At 54.3% G+C, this 17961-nt stretch carries 17 protein-coding genes; all 17 read left to right on the plus strand.

Annotated elements, in window-relative coordinates:
• The first annotated feature begins 588 nt into the window (after window positions 1-588).
• Window positions 589-2115 (plus strand): PucR family transcriptional regulator, encoded by a 1527-nt coding sequence (locus LOS79_RS03755; RefSeq protein ID WP_315416388.1) that lies wholly within the window; start codon window positions 589-591, stop codon window positions 2113-2115.
• 257 nt (window positions 2116-2372) lie between these two features.
• The gene (locus LOS79_RS03760) at window positions 2373-3383 is read left to right on the plus strand and encodes an ABC transporter permease (protein WP_315421970.1); all 1011 of its coding nucleotides are present in this window, start codon (window positions 2373-2375) and stop codon (window positions 3381-3383) included.
• 24 nt (window positions 3384-3407) lie between these two features.
• A complete protein-coding gene (locus LOS79_RS03765) occupies window positions 3408-4313 on the plus strand; it encodes an ABC transporter permease (protein ID WP_397386731.1) in 906 nt (301 codons plus the stop codon).
• 135 nt (window positions 4314-4448) lie between these two features.
• Window positions 4449-6050, plus strand: coding sequence for an ABC transporter substrate-binding protein (locus LOS79_RS03770; protein ID WP_315416390.1), 1602 nt, complete (start codon window positions 4449-4451; stop codon window positions 6048-6050).
• A gap of 194 nt (window positions 6051-6244) precedes the next feature.
• Complete coding sequence (locus LOS79_RS03775; RefSeq protein WP_315416391.1) at window positions 6245-7528, plus strand: M20 family metallopeptidase; 1284 nt, start codon at window positions 6245-6247, stop codon at window positions 7526-7528.
• A gap of 128 nt (window positions 7529-7656) precedes the next feature.
• A complete protein-coding gene (locus tag LOS79_RS03780; protein ID WP_315416392.1) occupies window positions 7657-8634 on the plus strand; it encodes an ABC transporter ATP-binding protein in 978 nt (325 codons plus the stop codon).
• The gene (locus LOS79_RS03785) at window positions 8631-9593 is read left to right on the plus strand and encodes an ABC transporter ATP-binding protein (protein ID WP_315416394.1); all 963 of its coding nucleotides are present in this window, start codon (window positions 8631-8633) and stop codon (window positions 9591-9593) included. The genes LOS79_RS03780 and LOS79_RS03785 overlap by 4 nt, the downstream gene beginning before the upstream one ends.
• Before the next feature lie 83 nt (window positions 9594-9676).
• Window positions 9677-10102, plus strand: a complete 426-nt coding sequence (locus tag LOS79_RS03790; RefSeq protein ID WP_315416395.1) for a hypothetical protein — start codon at window positions 9677-9679, stop codon at window positions 10100-10102.
• A gap of 178 nt (window positions 10103-10280) precedes the next feature.
• On the plus strand, window positions 10281-11522 hold the full coding sequence (locus tag LOS79_RS03795; protein ID WP_397386732.1) for a D-alanyl-D-alanine carboxypeptidase family protein: 1242 nt from the start codon (window positions 10281-10283) through the stop codon (window positions 11520-11522).
• A gap of 184 nt (window positions 11523-11706) precedes the next feature.
• Window positions 11707-12060, plus strand: coding sequence for an anti-sigma F factor antagonist (spoIIAA, locus tag LOS79_RS03800; protein ID WP_315416398.1), 354 nt, complete (start codon window positions 11707-11709; stop codon window positions 12058-12060).
• A complete protein-coding gene (spoIIAB, locus tag LOS79_RS03805) occupies window positions 12057-12512 on the plus strand; it encodes an anti-sigma F factor (protein WP_315416400.1) in 456 nt (151 codons plus the stop codon). The genes spoIIAA and spoIIAB overlap by 4 nt, the downstream gene beginning before the upstream one ends.
• 11 nt (window positions 12513-12523) lie before the next feature.
• Window positions 12524-13279 carry an RNA polymerase sporulation sigma factor SigF gene (gene sigF, locus LOS79_RS03810; RefSeq protein ID WP_036727459.1) on the plus strand — a complete coding sequence of 252 codons (756 nt, stop codon included), beginning with the start codon at window positions 12524-12526 and terminating at the stop codon, window positions 13277-13279.
• Between the two features lie 219 nt (window positions 13280-13498).
• Window positions 13499-15058, plus strand: a complete 1560-nt coding sequence (locus LOS79_RS03815; protein WP_315416402.1) for a sigma-70 family RNA polymerase sigma factor — start codon at window positions 13499-13501, stop codon at window positions 15056-15058.
• 104 nt (window positions 15059-15162) lie between these two features.
• On the plus strand, window positions 15163-15891 hold the full coding sequence (locus LOS79_RS03820) for a metallophosphoesterase family protein (protein WP_397386772.1): 729 nt from the start codon (window positions 15163-15165) through the stop codon (window positions 15889-15891).
• Window positions 15892-16007: 116 nt separating this feature from the next.
• Window positions 16008-16235, plus strand: coding sequence for a hypothetical protein (locus LOS79_RS03825; protein ID WP_315416403.1), 228 nt, complete (start codon window positions 16008-16010; stop codon window positions 16233-16235).
• Window positions 16236-16340: 105 nt separating this feature from the next.
• Window positions 16341-16652, plus strand: coding sequence for a hypothetical protein (locus tag LOS79_RS03830; protein WP_315416404.1), 312 nt, complete (start codon window positions 16341-16343; stop codon window positions 16650-16652).
• A gap of 249 nt (window positions 16653-16901) precedes the next feature.
• Window positions 16902-17960, plus strand: coding sequence for a FecCD family ABC transporter permease (locus LOS79_RS03835; protein WP_315416406.1), 1059 nt, complete (start codon window positions 16902-16904; stop codon window positions 17958-17960).
• Window position 17961: the final 1 nt, after the last annotated feature.

Here is a 17961-nt window from a genome sequence, read left to right on the forward strand (position 1 = left end):
AAGATAGGAACAGAAGTGCCCCTCAGTGAACCTCTGCCAACAAAGTAGACAGCCGCGCACTAGTTTTCAAGTACATAGCTTAACGTTACGGACAGGAGAGGCGTTAAGATTTAGAAAAGCGCCAGAATGCGGAGGCTTATGGACACCAGCGACGTTATTACATTAGAAAAGTGAAGATTGTACCCAAAAAGTGGTGGATAAGGGCTGTGATGTCCGCACCCCCGTAAAACGGAACGATTATGGGCTGATAAGGGCTGTGGTGTCCGTAACAACCGAAGTGTCCGCCAGATGGTATTCGTATGTGACGCAGGTAGGCAGGCAGTTTTTCTTCCTCTTATAGCCCACTCACCCCGAAGGCACCTTCCGGCGTACTTTGATATAGTTTTTGAATCGCCACAATAAACATCTGCAATTTGATATATTTTCCTGCGGCTGACGGGGAATGTCTGATACACTAGCGGAACGCGATAATGCCGCAACTATGTTTTGAGAATACATTAGTGTTTGTGAACACAACAGCATCTGTGCGCAGTGGCATATTTGCGGAAAAATCAAGAAATACTGTAGACAGCAGAGGGAGGCCGAAGGATGAACACAAGAGGAATTACACTGCGGGAGCTGATGGAGCTGCCTGAGCTTAAGAAGGCGAAAGTAATCAGCGGTGAACAGGGGCTGGAGCGGATCGTCCGGTTCGTGGATATTATGGAAGTTCCGGATCTGAAGGGCTGGGTCAGCGAAGGCGTGATGCTGCTGACAACAGCCTATTCGATCCGGCACGACCCTTCGCTGCTGACTGACCTGATCTATACGCTGAATAATGTGGGAGCAGCTGCGCTTGCGATCAAGCCGGCCCGCTTCCTGAAGGAAATCCCGCAGGGAGCCATCGAGGCCAGCAATGCCTGCGGCCTGCCGATTGTGGAGATCCCGCCGGAGATTCCGTATACAGACATCACCCAGCCCGTAATGGAACTGCTGCTAGGGCGCCAGGCGATGCTGCTGCGTCGCGCCGAGGAGGTGTACCGTACCTTAACCACAATGGTGCTGGAGAATAGCGGCATACAGGCAGTTACCGATAATGTGGCTGAGTTCCTGAAAGCGCCGGTAGCACTGGTCGATACTGAACAGCAGATTATCGTATCTTCACCGTCCGACTTTGACTGGGAACACCGTCCTGCACCGCTCAGCTGGAATATCCATGTGGACCGGCGCACAGTCGCGCGGCTTCAGGTGGATAAGGAGCGGCTTGATGATATGGAGGAGGTCGGGATCGAACAGGCCCGGCTTGTATTTGCCCTGGAGCTGATGCGGCGGAAGGTTGCTGAGGATACCGAGTTCCGGCTGCGCGGTAATTTTATCGACGAATTGCTGACGCCGCCGCTGCCTTCACGCCATGAGGTGCAGCGGCGGGCGCGCCAGCTGAAGATGAATCCGGAGCATAAGTGGGAGGTAGCTGTCATTGAAGGGGAGACCGCGCCGGATGAGGAGACAGTGAACCGTCTGCTGGACCGTGAAGCACGCAGGCGCGGCGTTATCCCTCATGTCGAGTACAGGTCCAGCCGGGCTGTATTGTTCCTGCCGACACCGGAAGGGCGGAAATCTGCCAGTACAGATGATGATGAAGATTCCTGGGCCAGGACACTGGAAGGCTGGCTGCAGGATAAAAGCACAGGGCTCGGCAGCTACCGGAGCGGGATTGGCACTCCGGAATATTTATGGGATATCTACACCAGTTATAACGAAGCACGCAAAGCCCTGTCGGTGTCCCGGCGGCTGGGCCAAGGGGGCGGCAGTGTAACCCGTTACGAACAGATGGAGGTATACCATTTGCTGGAGGGTCTGGACAGCCAGCGCTTCGAGCGCCTGTTCGAGCGTAAGCTGGGCAAGCTGCTCCGCTATGACAAAGAGCATGACAGCAACATGCTGCTGACCTTTTATCACTATCTGGAGTGCCGGGGCAGCCTGATTGAGACAGCGAACAGCCTATACATACACCGTAACTCCGTCAAATACCGGCTGGAGCGGATCCGCGATATTACCGGTTTTGACCTGAATGATCCCCGCGAGCAGTTTGTCTGTCATTTGTGCCTGATCTACTATTATTTGCAGGAAAAATAGGCGTTATTGGAATATTTACGGAATCTAATGTCAGTAAAGGTGACATATAAAGCCTCTGGTAGTGCACAACCAACAAACGGTTGTGCATTTTTTTAGCTGAACGGGACGTAGAGCGGGTTAGAAAATCTATGTAGAATAAGCACAACTACTAAAGAGAACAACCAGACAGTACAGTACCTGACATGGGACCGTCAGTCCCGCCACAAAGAGCAGGCTCGCCGCAAGAGACGGGCAGAAGCCGTAAGGGGGTTGATTCATTGTTTGCCTACACACTAAAAAGACTTGTGCAAATGATTCCGGCCTTGCTCGGGATCATCGTCATCACCTTCATTCTTTCCAGAGTGCTGCCAGGCGACCCCGCCATTATGCTGGCAGGCGAGCAGGCGCCGGAGGACATCGTGAACAAGATCCGCCAGGATATGGGGCTGGACAAGCCGCTGTACATTCAGTTTTTTGCTTACATCGGCCAGCTGCTGCAAGGAGATATCGGCTATGCCTATCACACCGGGCATTCTGTTGCCAGTGATCTCGCCTCCCGTTTTCCGGCCACTATTGAACTTACACTGGCCAGCATCCTGATCGCGGTACTCGTAGCCATTCCGGTCGGTATTATCGCCGCTACCCGCAAAGAATCAATCCTGGATCACATCTCCCGGGTGTTCTCGCTGATCGGTGCCTGTGTTCCGATTTTCTGGCTGGGCCTTATGTTTATCTACATCTTTTATTCTATACTCGGCTGGGCTCCGGCGCCTATGGGACGAATCAGCGGTGACCTTAACCCGCCCGTACATCTTACAGGATTGTATGTGCTGGACAGCATTCTCTCCGGAGATACGGCCGCCCTCCGAAGCAGCCTGGCGCATCTTCTGCTCCCGGCCATCTGCCTCAGCACAGGGACGATGGCAATCATTGCCCGGATGACCCGCTCCAGCATGCTGGAGGTGGTGGATCAGGACTTCGTCCGTACCGCCCGGGCCAAGGGGCTGCGGGAATCAGCCGTTATCTGCAAGCATGCGCTTGTTAATGCACTTATTCCAACGCTGACTGTCCTCGGCCTTCAATTTGGATTTCTGATGGGCGGAGCGGTCATTACGGAGACGATTTTTTCCTGGCCGGGAATCGGCGGATATGTCACCGACTCCATTCTGGCTGCAGATTACGCTCCGATTCAAGCTTTTACCCTTGTCAGCGCCGTACTTTACTGCGGTATTAACCTGGCAGTCGATTTAATCTACGGCTTCATTGACCCGCGGATCAGATATGAATAAAACGGCTTACATGAGAGGAGGAGAATGCTTGTGAGCACTGCAGCACACTCAGCACAGGGCAGTCCGGCTAAGCCTGCGGCTCCGGCCAAGCCCAGAACTCTACTATCCCTGCTGCTGCATAACCGCCTGGCCGCCCTGGGGTTAACTTTCATCTTAATCTGGACAATTATCGCGGTAATCGCCCCCTGGATCGCCCCGCATGATCCTTATGTTACAGACATGGCGAACAAGCTGCAGGGGCCGTCGGCCAGCCACTGGTTCGGAACCGACAATTTCGGCCGCGATATTCACAGCCGGGTACTCTACGGGGCGCGGATCAGCATCTGGACCGGCTTGATCGCCGTGGGCATCTCTTTCGTAATCGGTGTGCCGCTCGGCGGCATCGCCGCTTACTACGGCGGACGAACCGGAACGGTCATTATGCGGCTGATGGACATATTGCTGTCCTTCCCGTCGCTCGTTCTGTCCATGGCCATTGCCGCCTCCATCGGCGCAGGCCTGACCAGTGCAATGATCGCTGTCGGGATTGTCGGCATTCCTGAATTCGCCCGGCTGATGTTCGGGCAGACCGTCTCGCTGCGCGAGAAGGAGTATATTGAGGCCAGCCGGGCGATCGGTGTGAAGAATACGGTCATTCTATACCAGCATATTCTGCCCAATGCCCTGGCACCGCTGATGGTACAGGCTACCCTGGGAATGGGATTTGCTATCCTGACCGCATCCAGTCTCAGCTTCCTGGGCCTTGGGGTCAAGCCTCCCGTTGCCGAATGGGGCGCGATGATCTCCGAAGGCCGGGAATACATCATTTCCGGGCAATGGTGGCTGGTTACTTTTCCGGGATTGTCCATTGCCACATCCATCTTAGGCTTCAATCTGCTCGGTGACGGTTTCCGAGATGTACTTGATCCACGGTTGCGCTCGGGCAAATAAGCGGAGCAGCAGGGGGCAAGAAGCACCCGCAGCTTTGCAATATCCCGGTAGATATAGATCAGGGTCTGCCTAACGGCGCATGATCACAAGCAGCATCAGAATGCAGGCAGGATAGAGAAAAGGGAGGAATTATTGATGAAAAGAATTAAACTGTTGTCCACATTTGTTGCGTTCTCCATCATGCTGGCCGGATGCGCAAGCAGCGCCAATCCGCAGACACCAGCTGCCACAACATCCGCGGCGGGGAATACCGGGACGGCCGCAGCTGTAAAGTCTAACCTGACGGTTGCGTATTCCGAGGGCGGTACCACGCTTGATCCGGCTGAAGCCAATGACCTCACCTCCGATACACTCGTGCTTGCCGCTTATGATCAGCTGGTCACCTACGGCATCAAAACTGAAGACGGCGCAAATATCGCTAACACAGAAGACATTCAGCCGATGCTGGCCGAGAGCTGGGAAGTAAATGCCGATAACACCGTCTATACATTCAAGCTGAAACCGGGCGTGACCTTCCAGAGCGGAAATCCGGTGGATGCCGAGGCGGTTGCGTACTCTTTTGACCGGGTGGCGAAATCCAGTTCCGGCAGTTTCCTCTACGGGATGACAGCGATCAAGTCTGTAGCAGTCAAAGATGCTTCTACAGTAGAGATCACACTGACTAATGCCAATCATAATTTCCTGCAGATTATTGCGATGTATACCTTCTCCATTGTTGATCAAAAGACGGTGGAAGCGCAGGGAGCGGACTATCTCAAGACGAACGCCGCCGGCTCCGGCCCGTTCACGCTGGAGAAATGGGACCCGGCTACCGAAGCTGTTTTCACAGCTAATGCGAGCTACTGGCAAGGTGCGCCTAACCTGAGCAAGGTAACCATGAAGTTCACGAAGGAAGCCTCTAACCGCGTGCTGCTGCTGGATAAAGGCGATGTAGATATGGCGATTGAGATTCCTCCGAAGGATGTTGAGTCACTGAAGAGCAACACTGACCTGACTGTCGCTTCGAACGCGAGTAACCGCATCCTCTTCTTCGCAATGAATAACAACGTGAAACCTTTTGATAATGTAAAAGTCCGCCAGGCGATCAATTATGCGATTCCTTACGAGGAGCTGCTGAGCGGTGTAATGTACGGCCAGGCCAAGCAGATGAAGAGCGCTGTAGCAAGCAACACGCCGGGCTTCACGGATGCAGGCTTTGTATATGAGCATAACCTGGATAAAGCCAAGGAACTGCTGGCCGAAGCAGGCTATCCGGACGGATTCACCTTTGACTTCACGCTCGGTTCCGGGTTCGATGACTGGGAAGATGATGCGGTCCTGATTCAGGCTGAGCTGGCCAAAATCGGTGTAACCATGAACATCAATAAGCTGGCCCGTGCCCAGTTCCTGGAGCAGCAGAAGACCAATAACCTGACCTCTTACATCTCCAAATGGACATCTTTCGTCAATGATCCGGGCTATCACCTCGGCTTCCTGCTGTACGGCAAAGGCTCCTCCAACTACATCAACTACTCGAACGCTGAAGTAGACAAGCTGTGGGAAGAGGCGAACACAGAGACGGATACAGACAAACGTAACGCGCTTTATGCACAGGCACAGGAAATCATTACAACGGAAGCACCTTGGGCTTATCTGTACGAGTACAACCGCATTGTCGGCATGAGCAATAAGATCAGCGGCTATGCCTTCTATCCGGATGAAGTGATCCGTTTCTATCCGCTTTCGTTCACAGAATAATAAGCAGGCCTCTCTAAAAGAGAGCGGGGCGCACAGGTACCGTACGGTAACTTAGCCTGCTAATTTCCGCTGAAACGGTACCGTCCTGCAACAGGACGGTACACCCGTTTCTGCTTGCACTTTTCCACCATCATAAGGAGCCCCACGCCAGCCTTACGGCAGCAAACGGGGACATGCAAAGGAGAATTATAACCATGACTGACTGGACAGGCAAAGTGCTGGAGGCAATTGATGCCGGGCAGGATCAGCTGCTGCAGCTGTGCTCAGAGCTCATCCGTTTCCCTTCCGAGAATCCTCCGGGCGATTCGCGCGAGATCAGCGCTTATATCATTGATTATCTGCAGCAGGCAGGGATTGCTACGTCCATCCATCCGGCGACGGACACCATGCTGAATCTGGTATCCACTCTGGGTGCGGGAGCCGGGGAATCCTCCGGCAGAAGCCTGATCTTCTGCGGGCATACTGATGTTGTGCCTGCCGGTGACCGTTCCCGCTGGGATTTCGATCCGTTCTGCGGCGATATCGTTGACGGCTATCTGCTGGGCCGGGGCGCTTCGGATATGAAAGCCGGCCTGGCTGGCCTCATTTATGTAACGGCGCTGCTCTCCAGGCTCGGCGTACCGCTGAAGGGTGATTTGTCGCTTCTGATTGTGCCGGATGAAGAAACCGGCGGCCATCTCGGAGTGCCTTGGGTACTGGAGCGCGGACTTATTACCGGAACAGGGGCAGTCATTGCTGAACCTTCCGGCCCGCTGAATCCGACGATCGGGCAAAAGGGCAGCTGCTGGTTTGAGTTCACCGTTGAAGGCACACCGGGTCACGGAAGTCTGGCTCCGGTTGTCGGTGACAGCGCAATTGTCAAAGCGGCGAAGGGGATCGAGGCCCTCCAGCGGCTGTGGGATATCAAAGCGGATATTCCGGAGGAAGTGAAGGAGATCATCCGCATCTCGCAGGATTATGTGAAGGAGCGCGAAGAGGACGGCTCGGTCGCGTATCAGGTCTTCGACCATGTGACCGTGAACATCGGGACCATCCAGGGCGGGACCAAGGTGAATGTCGTCGCCGACCGCTGCACAATCCAGGTTGATTCCCGCGTGCCGTTCGGCGTAGACTACCGCGATGTGCTGGACCGTGCCCGTTCCCTGCTGCTTGAGGCCGGCATTGAATCTGAAGTGAAGGGCTTCGGCTTCCAGGGCAACGCTAACTGGACCTCGAGTGAGGACCCGGTGGTCAAGGATCTGGTAGAGAGCATCTGCGAAGTCAGCGGGGAAGAAGCCTACGGTGTGCTGCAATGGGCTTCCAGTGATGCCCGCCATTTCCGGACGCATAACATACCTGTGCTGCAATACGGCCCGGCTGAGCTGTCTACTATTCATAACTTTAACGAGAAAGCACCGGTATGGCAGATTATCCAGTGTGCGAAGGTATATGCCCTGACGGCACTTAAATACTTGGGCGTGGAAGATACCGAGAGCTGAACATAAAGCAATTTACTTGGAAAAAAGTCTGAAACATTTGGGGTTCCCGCAAAGTAACTGAGTAATCGCCGAAGCTAAGACTCCACTTTGTGGGGGATGTTTGCGGGGGATTTTAAGGAGGGGTAAATATGACAGCACTGCTGGAAATATCGGATTTACGCACCGAGTTCAAAACAGCGGCGGGCACAATCCGTGCGGTGGACGGCATCAGTCTGTCAGTACGCAAAGGGGAGACGCTGGGCATTGTCGGCGAGTCCGGCTGCGGCAAAAGCATTACCTCACTGTCCATCATGCAGCTTCTGCCCAAGCGGATCAGCCGGATCGCCTCCGGCCATATCCGCTTTGAAGGCAAGGATATGCTGGAAATGCCGCTTAAGGAAGTACGGGATATCCGGGGCAACCGGATTGCGATGATCTTTCAGGAGCCGATGACCTCACTGAATCCGGTCTTCAAGATCGGCCGGCAGATATCGGAATCAGCCCGCTACCATTTGAAGCTCGGCAAGAAGGAAGCGGAGGAGCGGGCGGTTGAGATGCTGCGCAAGGTCGGCATTCCCCGCCCGGAGAAGATTGCCGGGCAGTATGCCCATCAGCTCTCCGGCGGAATGCGCCAGCGGGTGATGATTGCCATGGCGATGGTCTGCAATCCCCAGCTGCTGATTGCCGACGAGCCGACGACCGCGCTGGATGTGACGATCCAGGCGCAGATTCTCGATCTCATGCGCGAGCTGCAGGAGAAGGAGGGCATGTCCATCCTGATGATCACTCACGATCTTGGCGTAGTCGCCGAGATGTGCGACCGGGTCGTCATTATGTATGCCGGGCAGATCGTGGAGGAGACGGATGTCGCTACGCTATATAGCAATCCGCTGCATCCGTACACCCGCGGGCTGCTGGCCTCGCTTCCTCAGCTGGCCGGGGACAGTGACCGCCTGACCTCGATTCCGGGACAGGTGCCGAATCCGGCGGACCTGCCGCCGGGCTGCCGGTTCGCCCCGCGCTGTCCGGTAGCAGTGGAGCGCTGCACGGCCGTACGCCCGGAGCTGCTGGAGATCCAGCCGGGCCATACATGCCGCTGTATCCTGCAGCAGGAGGGAGTCCTATGAGCACAATTCTTGAAGTCCGCAATCTGAAGAAGCATTATCCGGTCCGCAAGGGCTTCTTCTCGAAGCAGGTCGGATCGGTTAAAGCAGTTGACGGTATCACTTTATCTGTGCAGCAGGGAGAGACACTTGCCGTTGTCGGCGAGTCCGGCTGCGGCAAGTCGACCACCGGCCGGGCCATCCTGCGGCTGATCGAGCCGACGGACGGTGAGATCATCTTCGGCGGCACCGATGTGCGCAAGCTGAACACCGAGCAGCTGCGCCGGTTCCGCACCGATATGCAAATGGTGTTCCAGGACCCTTATGCTTCACTCGACCCCCGCTGGAGCGTCCAGCGCATTCTGGAGGAGCCGCTGCGTACGCATGGCTCCGCCTCCGGCAGTGAGCTGACAAGCAGAGTCGAGCAGCTGATGGAGGTGGTGGGCTTGTCCCCCTATCAGGCCCACCGCTTTCCCCATGAATTCTCCGGCGGCCAGCGGCAGCGGATCGGGATTGCCCGTGCGCTTGCGCTGAATCCGAAGTTCATTGTCTGCGATGAGCCGGTATCTGCTCTGGATGTCTCCATCCAGGCCCAGGTACTGAACCTGATGCAGGATCTGCAGGAGCAGTACGGTCTTACTTATATGTTCATTTCCCATGACCTGTCGGTAGTGAAATTCATCAGCGACCGGGTAGCTGTGATGTACCTTGGCCGGATTGTCGAGCTGGCGCCAACTGCATCATTGTTCGCGAAGCCGCTGCATCCGTATACGCAGGCATTGATGTCAGCCGTTCCGGTGCCGGATCCGGGACAGAAGAAGTCGCGGATTGTGCTGACCGGCGACGTGCCGAATCCGGAGACGCCGCCAAGCGGCTGCGCCTTCCATCCGCGCTGTCCCTATGCCATGGACCGCTGCAAAGCGGAAGCGCCTGTACTGAAGGAGCTGGAATCAGGGCACCAGGCGGCCTGCCATTTATATTAGGCAAATCTAGTACTAGAAATGCACAAGCTCTTTTTCATAGCCTTCATATACTGAACTTAGAATATGAAAAGGAGTGATAGAGCATGGTTAAAACGCTTCTGGACTACAACGCTTCCGTAGTTACCCCGATTACGAATGGAGTCTCGATTCCTGTTCCGATTTCCCCCGCAGGTGTGCAGATCGCCGGCACATCAGTATTTATTGATCCTGCAGTACCTGCACATTTCCCCAATAAAGTAGAGCTCAAAGCTACGATTGGTGTAAATGTTCTTCTGGATACCCCTAACGTGCTGGTGCGTATCTGGCGTGCAGGCTTTGAAATTTTTTATGCCCGTGTAGAATACGAGGACCTTTTCAATGATCACGGCATCATCTCGCTGCACATGGTAGATATCAATGCACCCGCCGGCGTGCAAAACTATCAGCTGATTGTAGAGAATCAGGATACCAATTCCGCTGCAACGGTTGTCGGACCTGTAATTTTCAGCGCAATGGCTATCGGAGGCTAACAAGCTAACCAGGCAAGAAGAGGGAGCCTTCTCTCGAAACTCTGTAAAGAGTGCGGGAGGAGCTCCTTTTTTTGTGCGACCGGAGTTTATAGGTTCCGGGGATATTTTCAGCGTGAACTGGAATAATTTCCTGCTCTTTTGACGAAGCTGGAACACAGTACCTGTGAAATGAAGGTTAATGTTCAGGAGGGGAACGATTGTGAGAAAAATTCGTTATGTTACGCTTGCGCTGTGCATCGCTGTTTCGGTTCTGGGGGCAGCTTCCGGTGCGTTTGCCGAGGAAAAAGCCAAAGGCGGTACGGGCTCAGCGAAATCGGGCAATTCTGCGGGCACCGTCACTGCCGATCTTGCACCGGGAGCGCGTTCAGCGATTCTTATGGATGCCGGAACAGGCACAATTATTTATGAGAAGAACAGTCATGATAAGCTTCCGCCGGCCAGTATCACCAAAATTATGACGATGCTGCTGACCGTGGAGGCGCTCGATGAGGGCAAGCTGCAGCTGACCGACAAGGTACGGACCAGTGAGTATGCTGCTTCGATGGGCGGTTCACAGATTTTTCTGGAGCCGGGAGAAGAAATGACTGTTGATGAGATGCTGAAGGGTATCGCTATGGCTTCCGGGAATGATGCGTCAGTAGCCATGGCGGAGAAAATCGCCGGCTCAGAGAGCGCCTTCGTGGATCTGATGAACCAGAAAGCTGAAGCATTAGGCCTGAAGGACACTCATTTCGCTAATTGCAACGGTCTGCCTGCCGAGAATCATTATTCGTCTGCGCATGATATTGCTGTGATCAGCCGGGAGCTGCTGAAGCATGAGCGGATTATTAAATATACCGGCTCTTATCAGGATTACCTGCGGAAGGATTCCGCCAAACCGTTCTGGCTGGTCAATACGAACAAGCTGGTGCGTTTCTATACGGGAGCAGACGGGCTGAAGACAGGCTACACCTCCGAGGCTAAATTCTGTTTATCCGCAACTGCAGCAAGAGACGGGCTGCGCGCTGTGGCTGTTGTGCTGGGTGAGCCGAATACCAAGACCCGCAACAGCGAAGTGTCGGCGATGTTCGATTACCTCTTTTCCCAGTATAAAGTGCATACCATTCACAAAGCAGGAGACACCATCGGTACGCTGAAAATTGCGAAGGGCGTGAAGAGTGAGCTGCCGCTGACCGCGAAGGAAGACTACACAGTGCTGCTCAAAAAAGGCATTACCCAGGAGGGCATCCGCCATGAGCTGGTACTGGAGGAGAATGTGAAAGCGCCGGTGGCCGCGGGTCAGACCGTCGGGAAGCTGATTGTCTACCAGGGTACAGAGGTAATGAAGGAGTACGAGCTGCAGGCAGGCGAGGATATTGCGAAGGCGGGCTGGTGGAAGCTGTTCAAGCGCACAACCGGATCGCTTTTTACCATTGATTAAGCAGTGTACGTAAAATCTTGTATTTTGTAGATTAAGATCAGGCGCGATGTAAGTTCTTAGGGGTTTTCTTCTAGTTTTGTCGCGAGGCAGGAATCAGCATTTGCCGCGTAGAAACCTTGTCCTTGTAGGGGGAAGAAATAGTTACAGGACGGTTGTCAAAGCAACGAAGAGGAGAGTGGCAGGCATGAATTCACATGTGGAGTTGGAGCATCACCGGGGGGTGCTGATTGTCCGGTTGTCGGGCGAGCTGGATCATCACGCAGCCGATTATGTACGGATGGATATGGATGAAGCGATTATGCGGGGCCAGGTGGAGCATCTGATCCTCAGCCTGAAGGAATTGCAGTTCATGGACAGCTCAGGGCTTGGGGTCATTCTCGGAAGGTACAAGCTGATCCGCAGCAAGGGCGGCAAAATGGCAGTCTGCGATGCCACCGCTCCGGTGAAGCGGCTGCTGGAAATGTCGGGCCTGTTCAAAATCATGCCCCTATATGACAACGAGAGCACTGCGCTCTCCGATTTGGAGGTTGCGTTATGACAAATAGTGAAGCTCGTAACTTCATGAGCGTCCAGTTTGCCGCATTGTCGGAGAACGAATCGTTTGCGCGTGTGGTGGTTGCGGCATTTGTCTCCCGGCTTGATCCGACGATGGAGGAGCTGAACGACCTGAAGACCGTTGTATCGGAGGCAGTCACCAACTGCATTATTCACGGCTATGACAGTGATCCCGCAGGGAGGGTCAGCATCTCCGCTTCCATTGACCATGAAACGGTTCATCTGACCATCGAAGATCAGGGCCGGGGCATTGAGGATCTGGAGCTGGCCCAGCAGCCGCTGTACACATCCAAGCCGGAGCTGGAGCGGTCGGGTATGGGGTTTACCATTATGGAGAATTTCATGGATGAGTTTGAAGTAACCAGTGAGCCGGGACGCGGGACCTCCATTACAATGAAGAAAACCATCGTCTCGAAAAAAGCTTTATACAATTAGGGGTTGGAGCCATGGATGCAGAGTCGAAAAAAGCTCCGCCGACCTACTTGGACGATGCGGAGGTCAAACGTCTAATCGCGCTCAGTCAAGCCGGGGATCATACGGCCCGCGACACGCTGGTCAACTGCAATATCCGTCTTGTCTGGTCGGTGGTACAGCGGTTTATGAACCGCGGATATGAACCGGATGATTTGTTCCAGATCGGCTGTATCGGACTGCTGAAGTCCGTTGATAAATTCGACCTCAGCTATGAGGTCAAGTTCTCCACCTATGCGGTACCGATGATTATCGGCGAGATCCAGCGCTTCCTGCGCGACGACGGCACCCTTAAGGTCAGCCGCTCGCTGAAGGAGATGGCCAACAAGGTCCGCAAGATGAAGGATGAGATGTCCAAAACGCTCGACCGCCTCCCGACCATCGGTGAGGTTGCGGAGGCACTTGGTGTAACACCGGAAGAAATCGTGTTTGCGCAGGAGGCGAACAAGCCGCCTACCTCCATCCACGAGACTGTATTCGAGAACGACGGTGATCCGATTACGCTGATTGACCAGATTGCCGACGAATCGCAGGAGCGGTGGTTCGACAAGCTGGCACTGAATGAGGCCATTGGTGCTTTGACCGAACGGGAGCGTCTGATCGTCTATTTGCGCTATTACCGCGACCAGACCCAGTCGGAAGTAGCCAGCCGCCTCGGCATCTCGCAGGTCCAGGTGTCGAGGCTGGAGAAGAAGATTCTTGCGAATATCCGTGAGCAGATTGCACAGTAGGGCCCAGGCGTAAGGAATGAGCATGAACAGGTATGTGATGTACAGTGACGGGTGCATGAACGGGAATACGTTTGAAGCAGCAAGCTCAGGAGCCGCCTCGGGAGAGGCGGTTTTTTGCGGTGCAAATCCGGTTCCGCTTGGCATTTGTAACCTTTCCCCCATCTGATGGCACTTATAATTATAATAAGCTATATATGCAGAAATGAGGGTTGCAGACGAATGCAGCAGTGGGTGGAGGAAGCACAAAAGGGGGATGGCGAGGCATTCCGGCAGCTGACCGAGCGGATGAGCGGAATGGCTTATACAGTATCCTACGATATGCTGGGGGATACGCAGCTGGCGGAGGACGCAGTGCAGGAAGCATTTACGGAGGCATATGTGAAGCTCGCCAGCCTGCAGGAGCCGGCGGCATTTCCGGGATGGTTCAAGACCATTCTGGTCAGGCAGTGCCACAGGCTCCTGCGCCGCAGGCGGGAGGCGCCGCTGCCGCTGGAGGCTGCGCTGCATATCTCCGGGCAAGCTACCGGCGTTGCAGAGATTGCCGAACGCCGGGAGCAGGCGCGGGTGCTGCGCAGCTCTGTGGCTGAGTTATCCGCCAAGCTGCGGGTACCGCTGCAGCTGTTCTATTTCTGCGGCTATTCACTTCAGGAGATTGAGGGGTATCTGGGGGTTCCCGCAGCAACCTTGAAGAAACGGCTGTACGACGGCAGACGCAAGCTGAAGGGCGCTTTTCCCGTGGCCGATCTTGCGGCTGCATTTCATCTGTTACATGAGGGAGGACAGCAAATGCTGCATATTGTGAATGGTGATGTGGTGGGTAATATGCTGAAGCAGGGGATCGTTCAGGGGGATGTGCTGGTGTGGAGGGAGATTTATTCTGCAGGTCCGGTATTTACCGACCCTACAGGGACACGGGAACGGCAGCTGCGGGCTGAGGTGCTTCAGACAACACTGGGAATTCCGTCGGCGGAATATACGGCAGGCTGTGAGGAGCAGGAGCGGTTCATCAGCGGCTTCCACCGCTATGACGAAGTGGTACTGTGGTTTGAGCATGACCTGTTCGACCAGAGTATGCTGGCTTATCTGCTGCACTGGTTTAAGAGCGCGAACCTTGGGCGCACGAAGCTAAGCCTGCTCTGCATCGGGGAATTTCCCGGGGTTGAACGGTTTCACGGTCTGGGCCAGCTGACCTCAGCCCAGCTCAGTACCTTATCCGGTACCTGGCAGAATATCGGACAGAAGGAGCTGGAGCTTGGAAGCAGGCTTTGGCAGGCTTATGCCTCTCCGGATCCGCTGCAGCTGGCGCTGCTGCTCGGAGAGTACAGGCAGGAGCTGGAGGAATCTGCGTTTTCTTTTGCACATACCGCGTTCAAGACCCATCTCTCCCGCCTGCCGTCTGTCTATAACGGCCTTGGCATTGTAGAACAGACAACACTTCAGGCTGCGGCTGACGGGGCGGATACTCCGCTTAAGCTGTTCCAGGAGGTTACGGCTGCTCTGCATCAGCTGGGGATGGGGGATACTGAATTCTGGAAGTATTTGCGTGCACTGTCTGCAGGTGAGCATCCCCTGATCACAATAAATGGTGCCGGCGGATTCTTGAACCGGAAAGTGATACTTACTCCGCTGGGGCAGCAGGTATTAAGCGGAGCAGCGGACAGGGTAAAGGTGCAGGGTATCGATGAGTGGTATGGCGGACTGCATATGCAGGGCTTTGAAGTACCGTGGCGCTGGGACAGTGCAGCAGAATTACCGGTATTTATCCGGCAGTCAACATAAAGCGAATTCTGACAGGCGCGTGCGGAAAGCGGATTTTACACGTATAATTAATGTCCTGAGTTTAAGACACCGCAGAGCAGGGGGAGACAGAGATCAGAACATTAATCATCAGTGATATTCATGGCTGCATTCAGGAATTTAACCTTCTGCTGCGCAGGGCGGCATACAACCCGCAGGAAGACCAGCTGATTCTGCTTGGCGATTATGTGGACCGGGGCAAGGACAGCAGGGCTGTTGTGGAGCGGGTGATGCAGCTTGCAGAGGACTGCGGGGTTATCGTGCTGCGGGGCAATCATGACCAGATGGCTTATGATGCGCTGACAGGCCAGGATGACAAACGGGATACCCACTGGATTACCAATGGGGGCTTTGATACGATGCTGAGCTACTGCGGCGGCACCGCCTCCGTGCTGCTCCGCCATGATTCCAGCTGGAAAGATTATGCGGAGATGAAGGAATATATATGCCGGGAGTATAAGGAGCAGCTCGATTTCCTGGGCAGTCTGCCGTTGTATTATGAGACGGATACTCATTTGTATGTTCATGCAGGCATTGATCCTTCCTTGGCGGACTGGAAAAGCCAGCGGGATTACGACTTCATCTGGATCCGCGAGCCGTTCTATAATCATCCTGTAACTTCTACCGCGAAGACGGTGGTGTTCGGCCATACATCGACTACAGATTTGCAGGACGGGCCTGAAATCTGGTTCAGTCCGCTTGGGGACAAAATCGGAATCGACGGCGGCTGTGTATACGGGGAGCAGCTGAACTGTCTGGAGATCGGGGATGAAGGGTATAAGACTTATGCTGTCCGGTTGGGCGAAGTGGAATAATCTGCAGCCTGATCAGCGGCCGTTCATAAGAGCCATTAATTCATCGCCATGTTCCGACAATATCCGCCAGTAAGCTGTGATACACTGAAGCAAAAAAATGCGCGGAGGAACATCTCATGAGAAAAATATTATCCCGTATAGGTCTCGGCTTGCTGCTGCTGGTTATTGCGTCCATTGTGCTGTGTTTTTATTTCAATCAATTCACCTACGCTTATACGCTGCTTGTTGTGCTGCTGTTCATATTTGGCGGGATGGGGCAGCTGTACAAGCTGAAGAATGATGAGTATATGTATGCAAGGGGCAATCAGCAGCAGCGGAGCGAATACGAGGAATACACAAGATAGGCAGAAATTTCAGCCTCAGCCGTTCACGCATGCAAGAGTTCCCGCTGTCATAGGATGATATAAAGTAAACGCTTTTATCATTCGTTTCCGGCAGGAGGGAATTACATGGATGAGAGGCTGGCCGCACTTATTCTGCGGATTGATGCCATTGCCACAGATATCATTGTACCGCTGCGCCGCAAGATCATTAATGAAGCAGCACTGCTTCAGCTATATGCGGCGCTCGATGAAGCGTACCTGCTGACCAGGCATGAGGAGCAGCTTGACCGGGAGCTTGCGTCAATTCTGTTCCTGATCTACTCACAGCTGGTTACACAAACTAATTATGTATATGACAAAAGCCCCTTTGTACCGCAGATCGGCAAGCTGCAGGGCTACATCCGCAAGCTGTTTGGCGGTACGCTTCAAAAGGTATAACACAGGCATCTGACAATTCTTCAGCTCTATGACCGTGAATACGGCAATCTGCACTACGGAACCATTCTCTGTGGGAATGGAATCCGGTGCATGATTGCCTTTTTTTATTGCCGGCAAAGCCGCGCGGGGCGTGCGATTGGAGATTTATAATAATCGGGTTTACATTTGTCCATTGCCAAACAGTGACAATCTCATTTACAATATTACAATGATAATGAGAATCAATTTCATAGAAAACGGGTGACATGTATGAATTATCAGGCTGTGTCCGGTAGCGGGCGTAATCAGAAGACCGAACCGCTGAAGCTGCGTTCACGCCCTTGGGCGGCAACGCTGATCCTAATCGGCGGTCTGATTCTACTCGCGCTGGGCATCGCTGTTTCCGTATCGTTTGGGGCAGCAGATATTAAGCTTTCTGTCGTATGGACGGCAATCTTTCATTTCAATCCGGATATCACAGAGCACCAGATTATCCGTGAACTCCGGCTGCCGCGTGTGCTTGGCGGAGTGATGGTCGGAGCCAGCTTTGCGGTGGCGGGGGCCATCATGCAGGGAATGACCCGTAATCCGCTCGCGGATTCGGGGCTGATGGGCATTAACTCGGGAGCGGGCTTTGCGCTCGCGGTCTGCTTTGCTTTTTTCCCGAACCTGTCATTTATGTATCTGATCCTGTATTCCTTCATCGGGGCCGGTGCGGGAGCGGGAATCGTCTACGGCATTGGTTCACTGGCGAAGGGCGGGCTTACACCAGCCCGGCTGGTACTCGCCGGAGCCGCCTTCAGTGCGCTGCTCTCAGCGCTTAGTGAAGGAATTGCCTTGTATTACAAAATCGGACAAGACCTCGCCTTCTGGTATGCCGGCGGACTTGCCGGAACGAAATGGTTCCAGCTTCAGGTCATGTCCCCCTGGGTGATTGCCGCCATTATCGGGGCAATGGTTCTGTCCCGCTCGATTACGATGCTCAGCCTGGGTGAGGATATCGCTAAAGGGCTTGGGCAGCGTACAGGGCTGGTGAAGCTGGCCGGAGCCATGATCGTGCTGATTCTGGCCGGGGCATCAGTAGCAGTAGTAGGGGCGGTAGGATTTGTCGGGCTGATTATTCCCCATCTGACCCGCTATCTTGTAGGTGTAGATTACAGATGGATTATTCCTTGCTCAGGCGTGCTGGGGGCGCTGCTGGTAGTCGGGGCGGATCTGACTGCCCGGATGATCAACCCGCCGCATGAAACACCGGTCGGAGCCATTATCGCACTCATCGGGGTGCCGTTCTTCCTGTATCTGGCCCGCAAAGAAAGAAGGGAGCTCTAAG

Origin of the sequence: Paenibacillus sp. MMS20-IR301, from assembly GCF_032302195.1 — a bacterium.
Lineage (GTDB): Bacteria > Bacillota > Bacilli > Paenibacillales > Paenibacillaceae > Paenibacillus_AQ.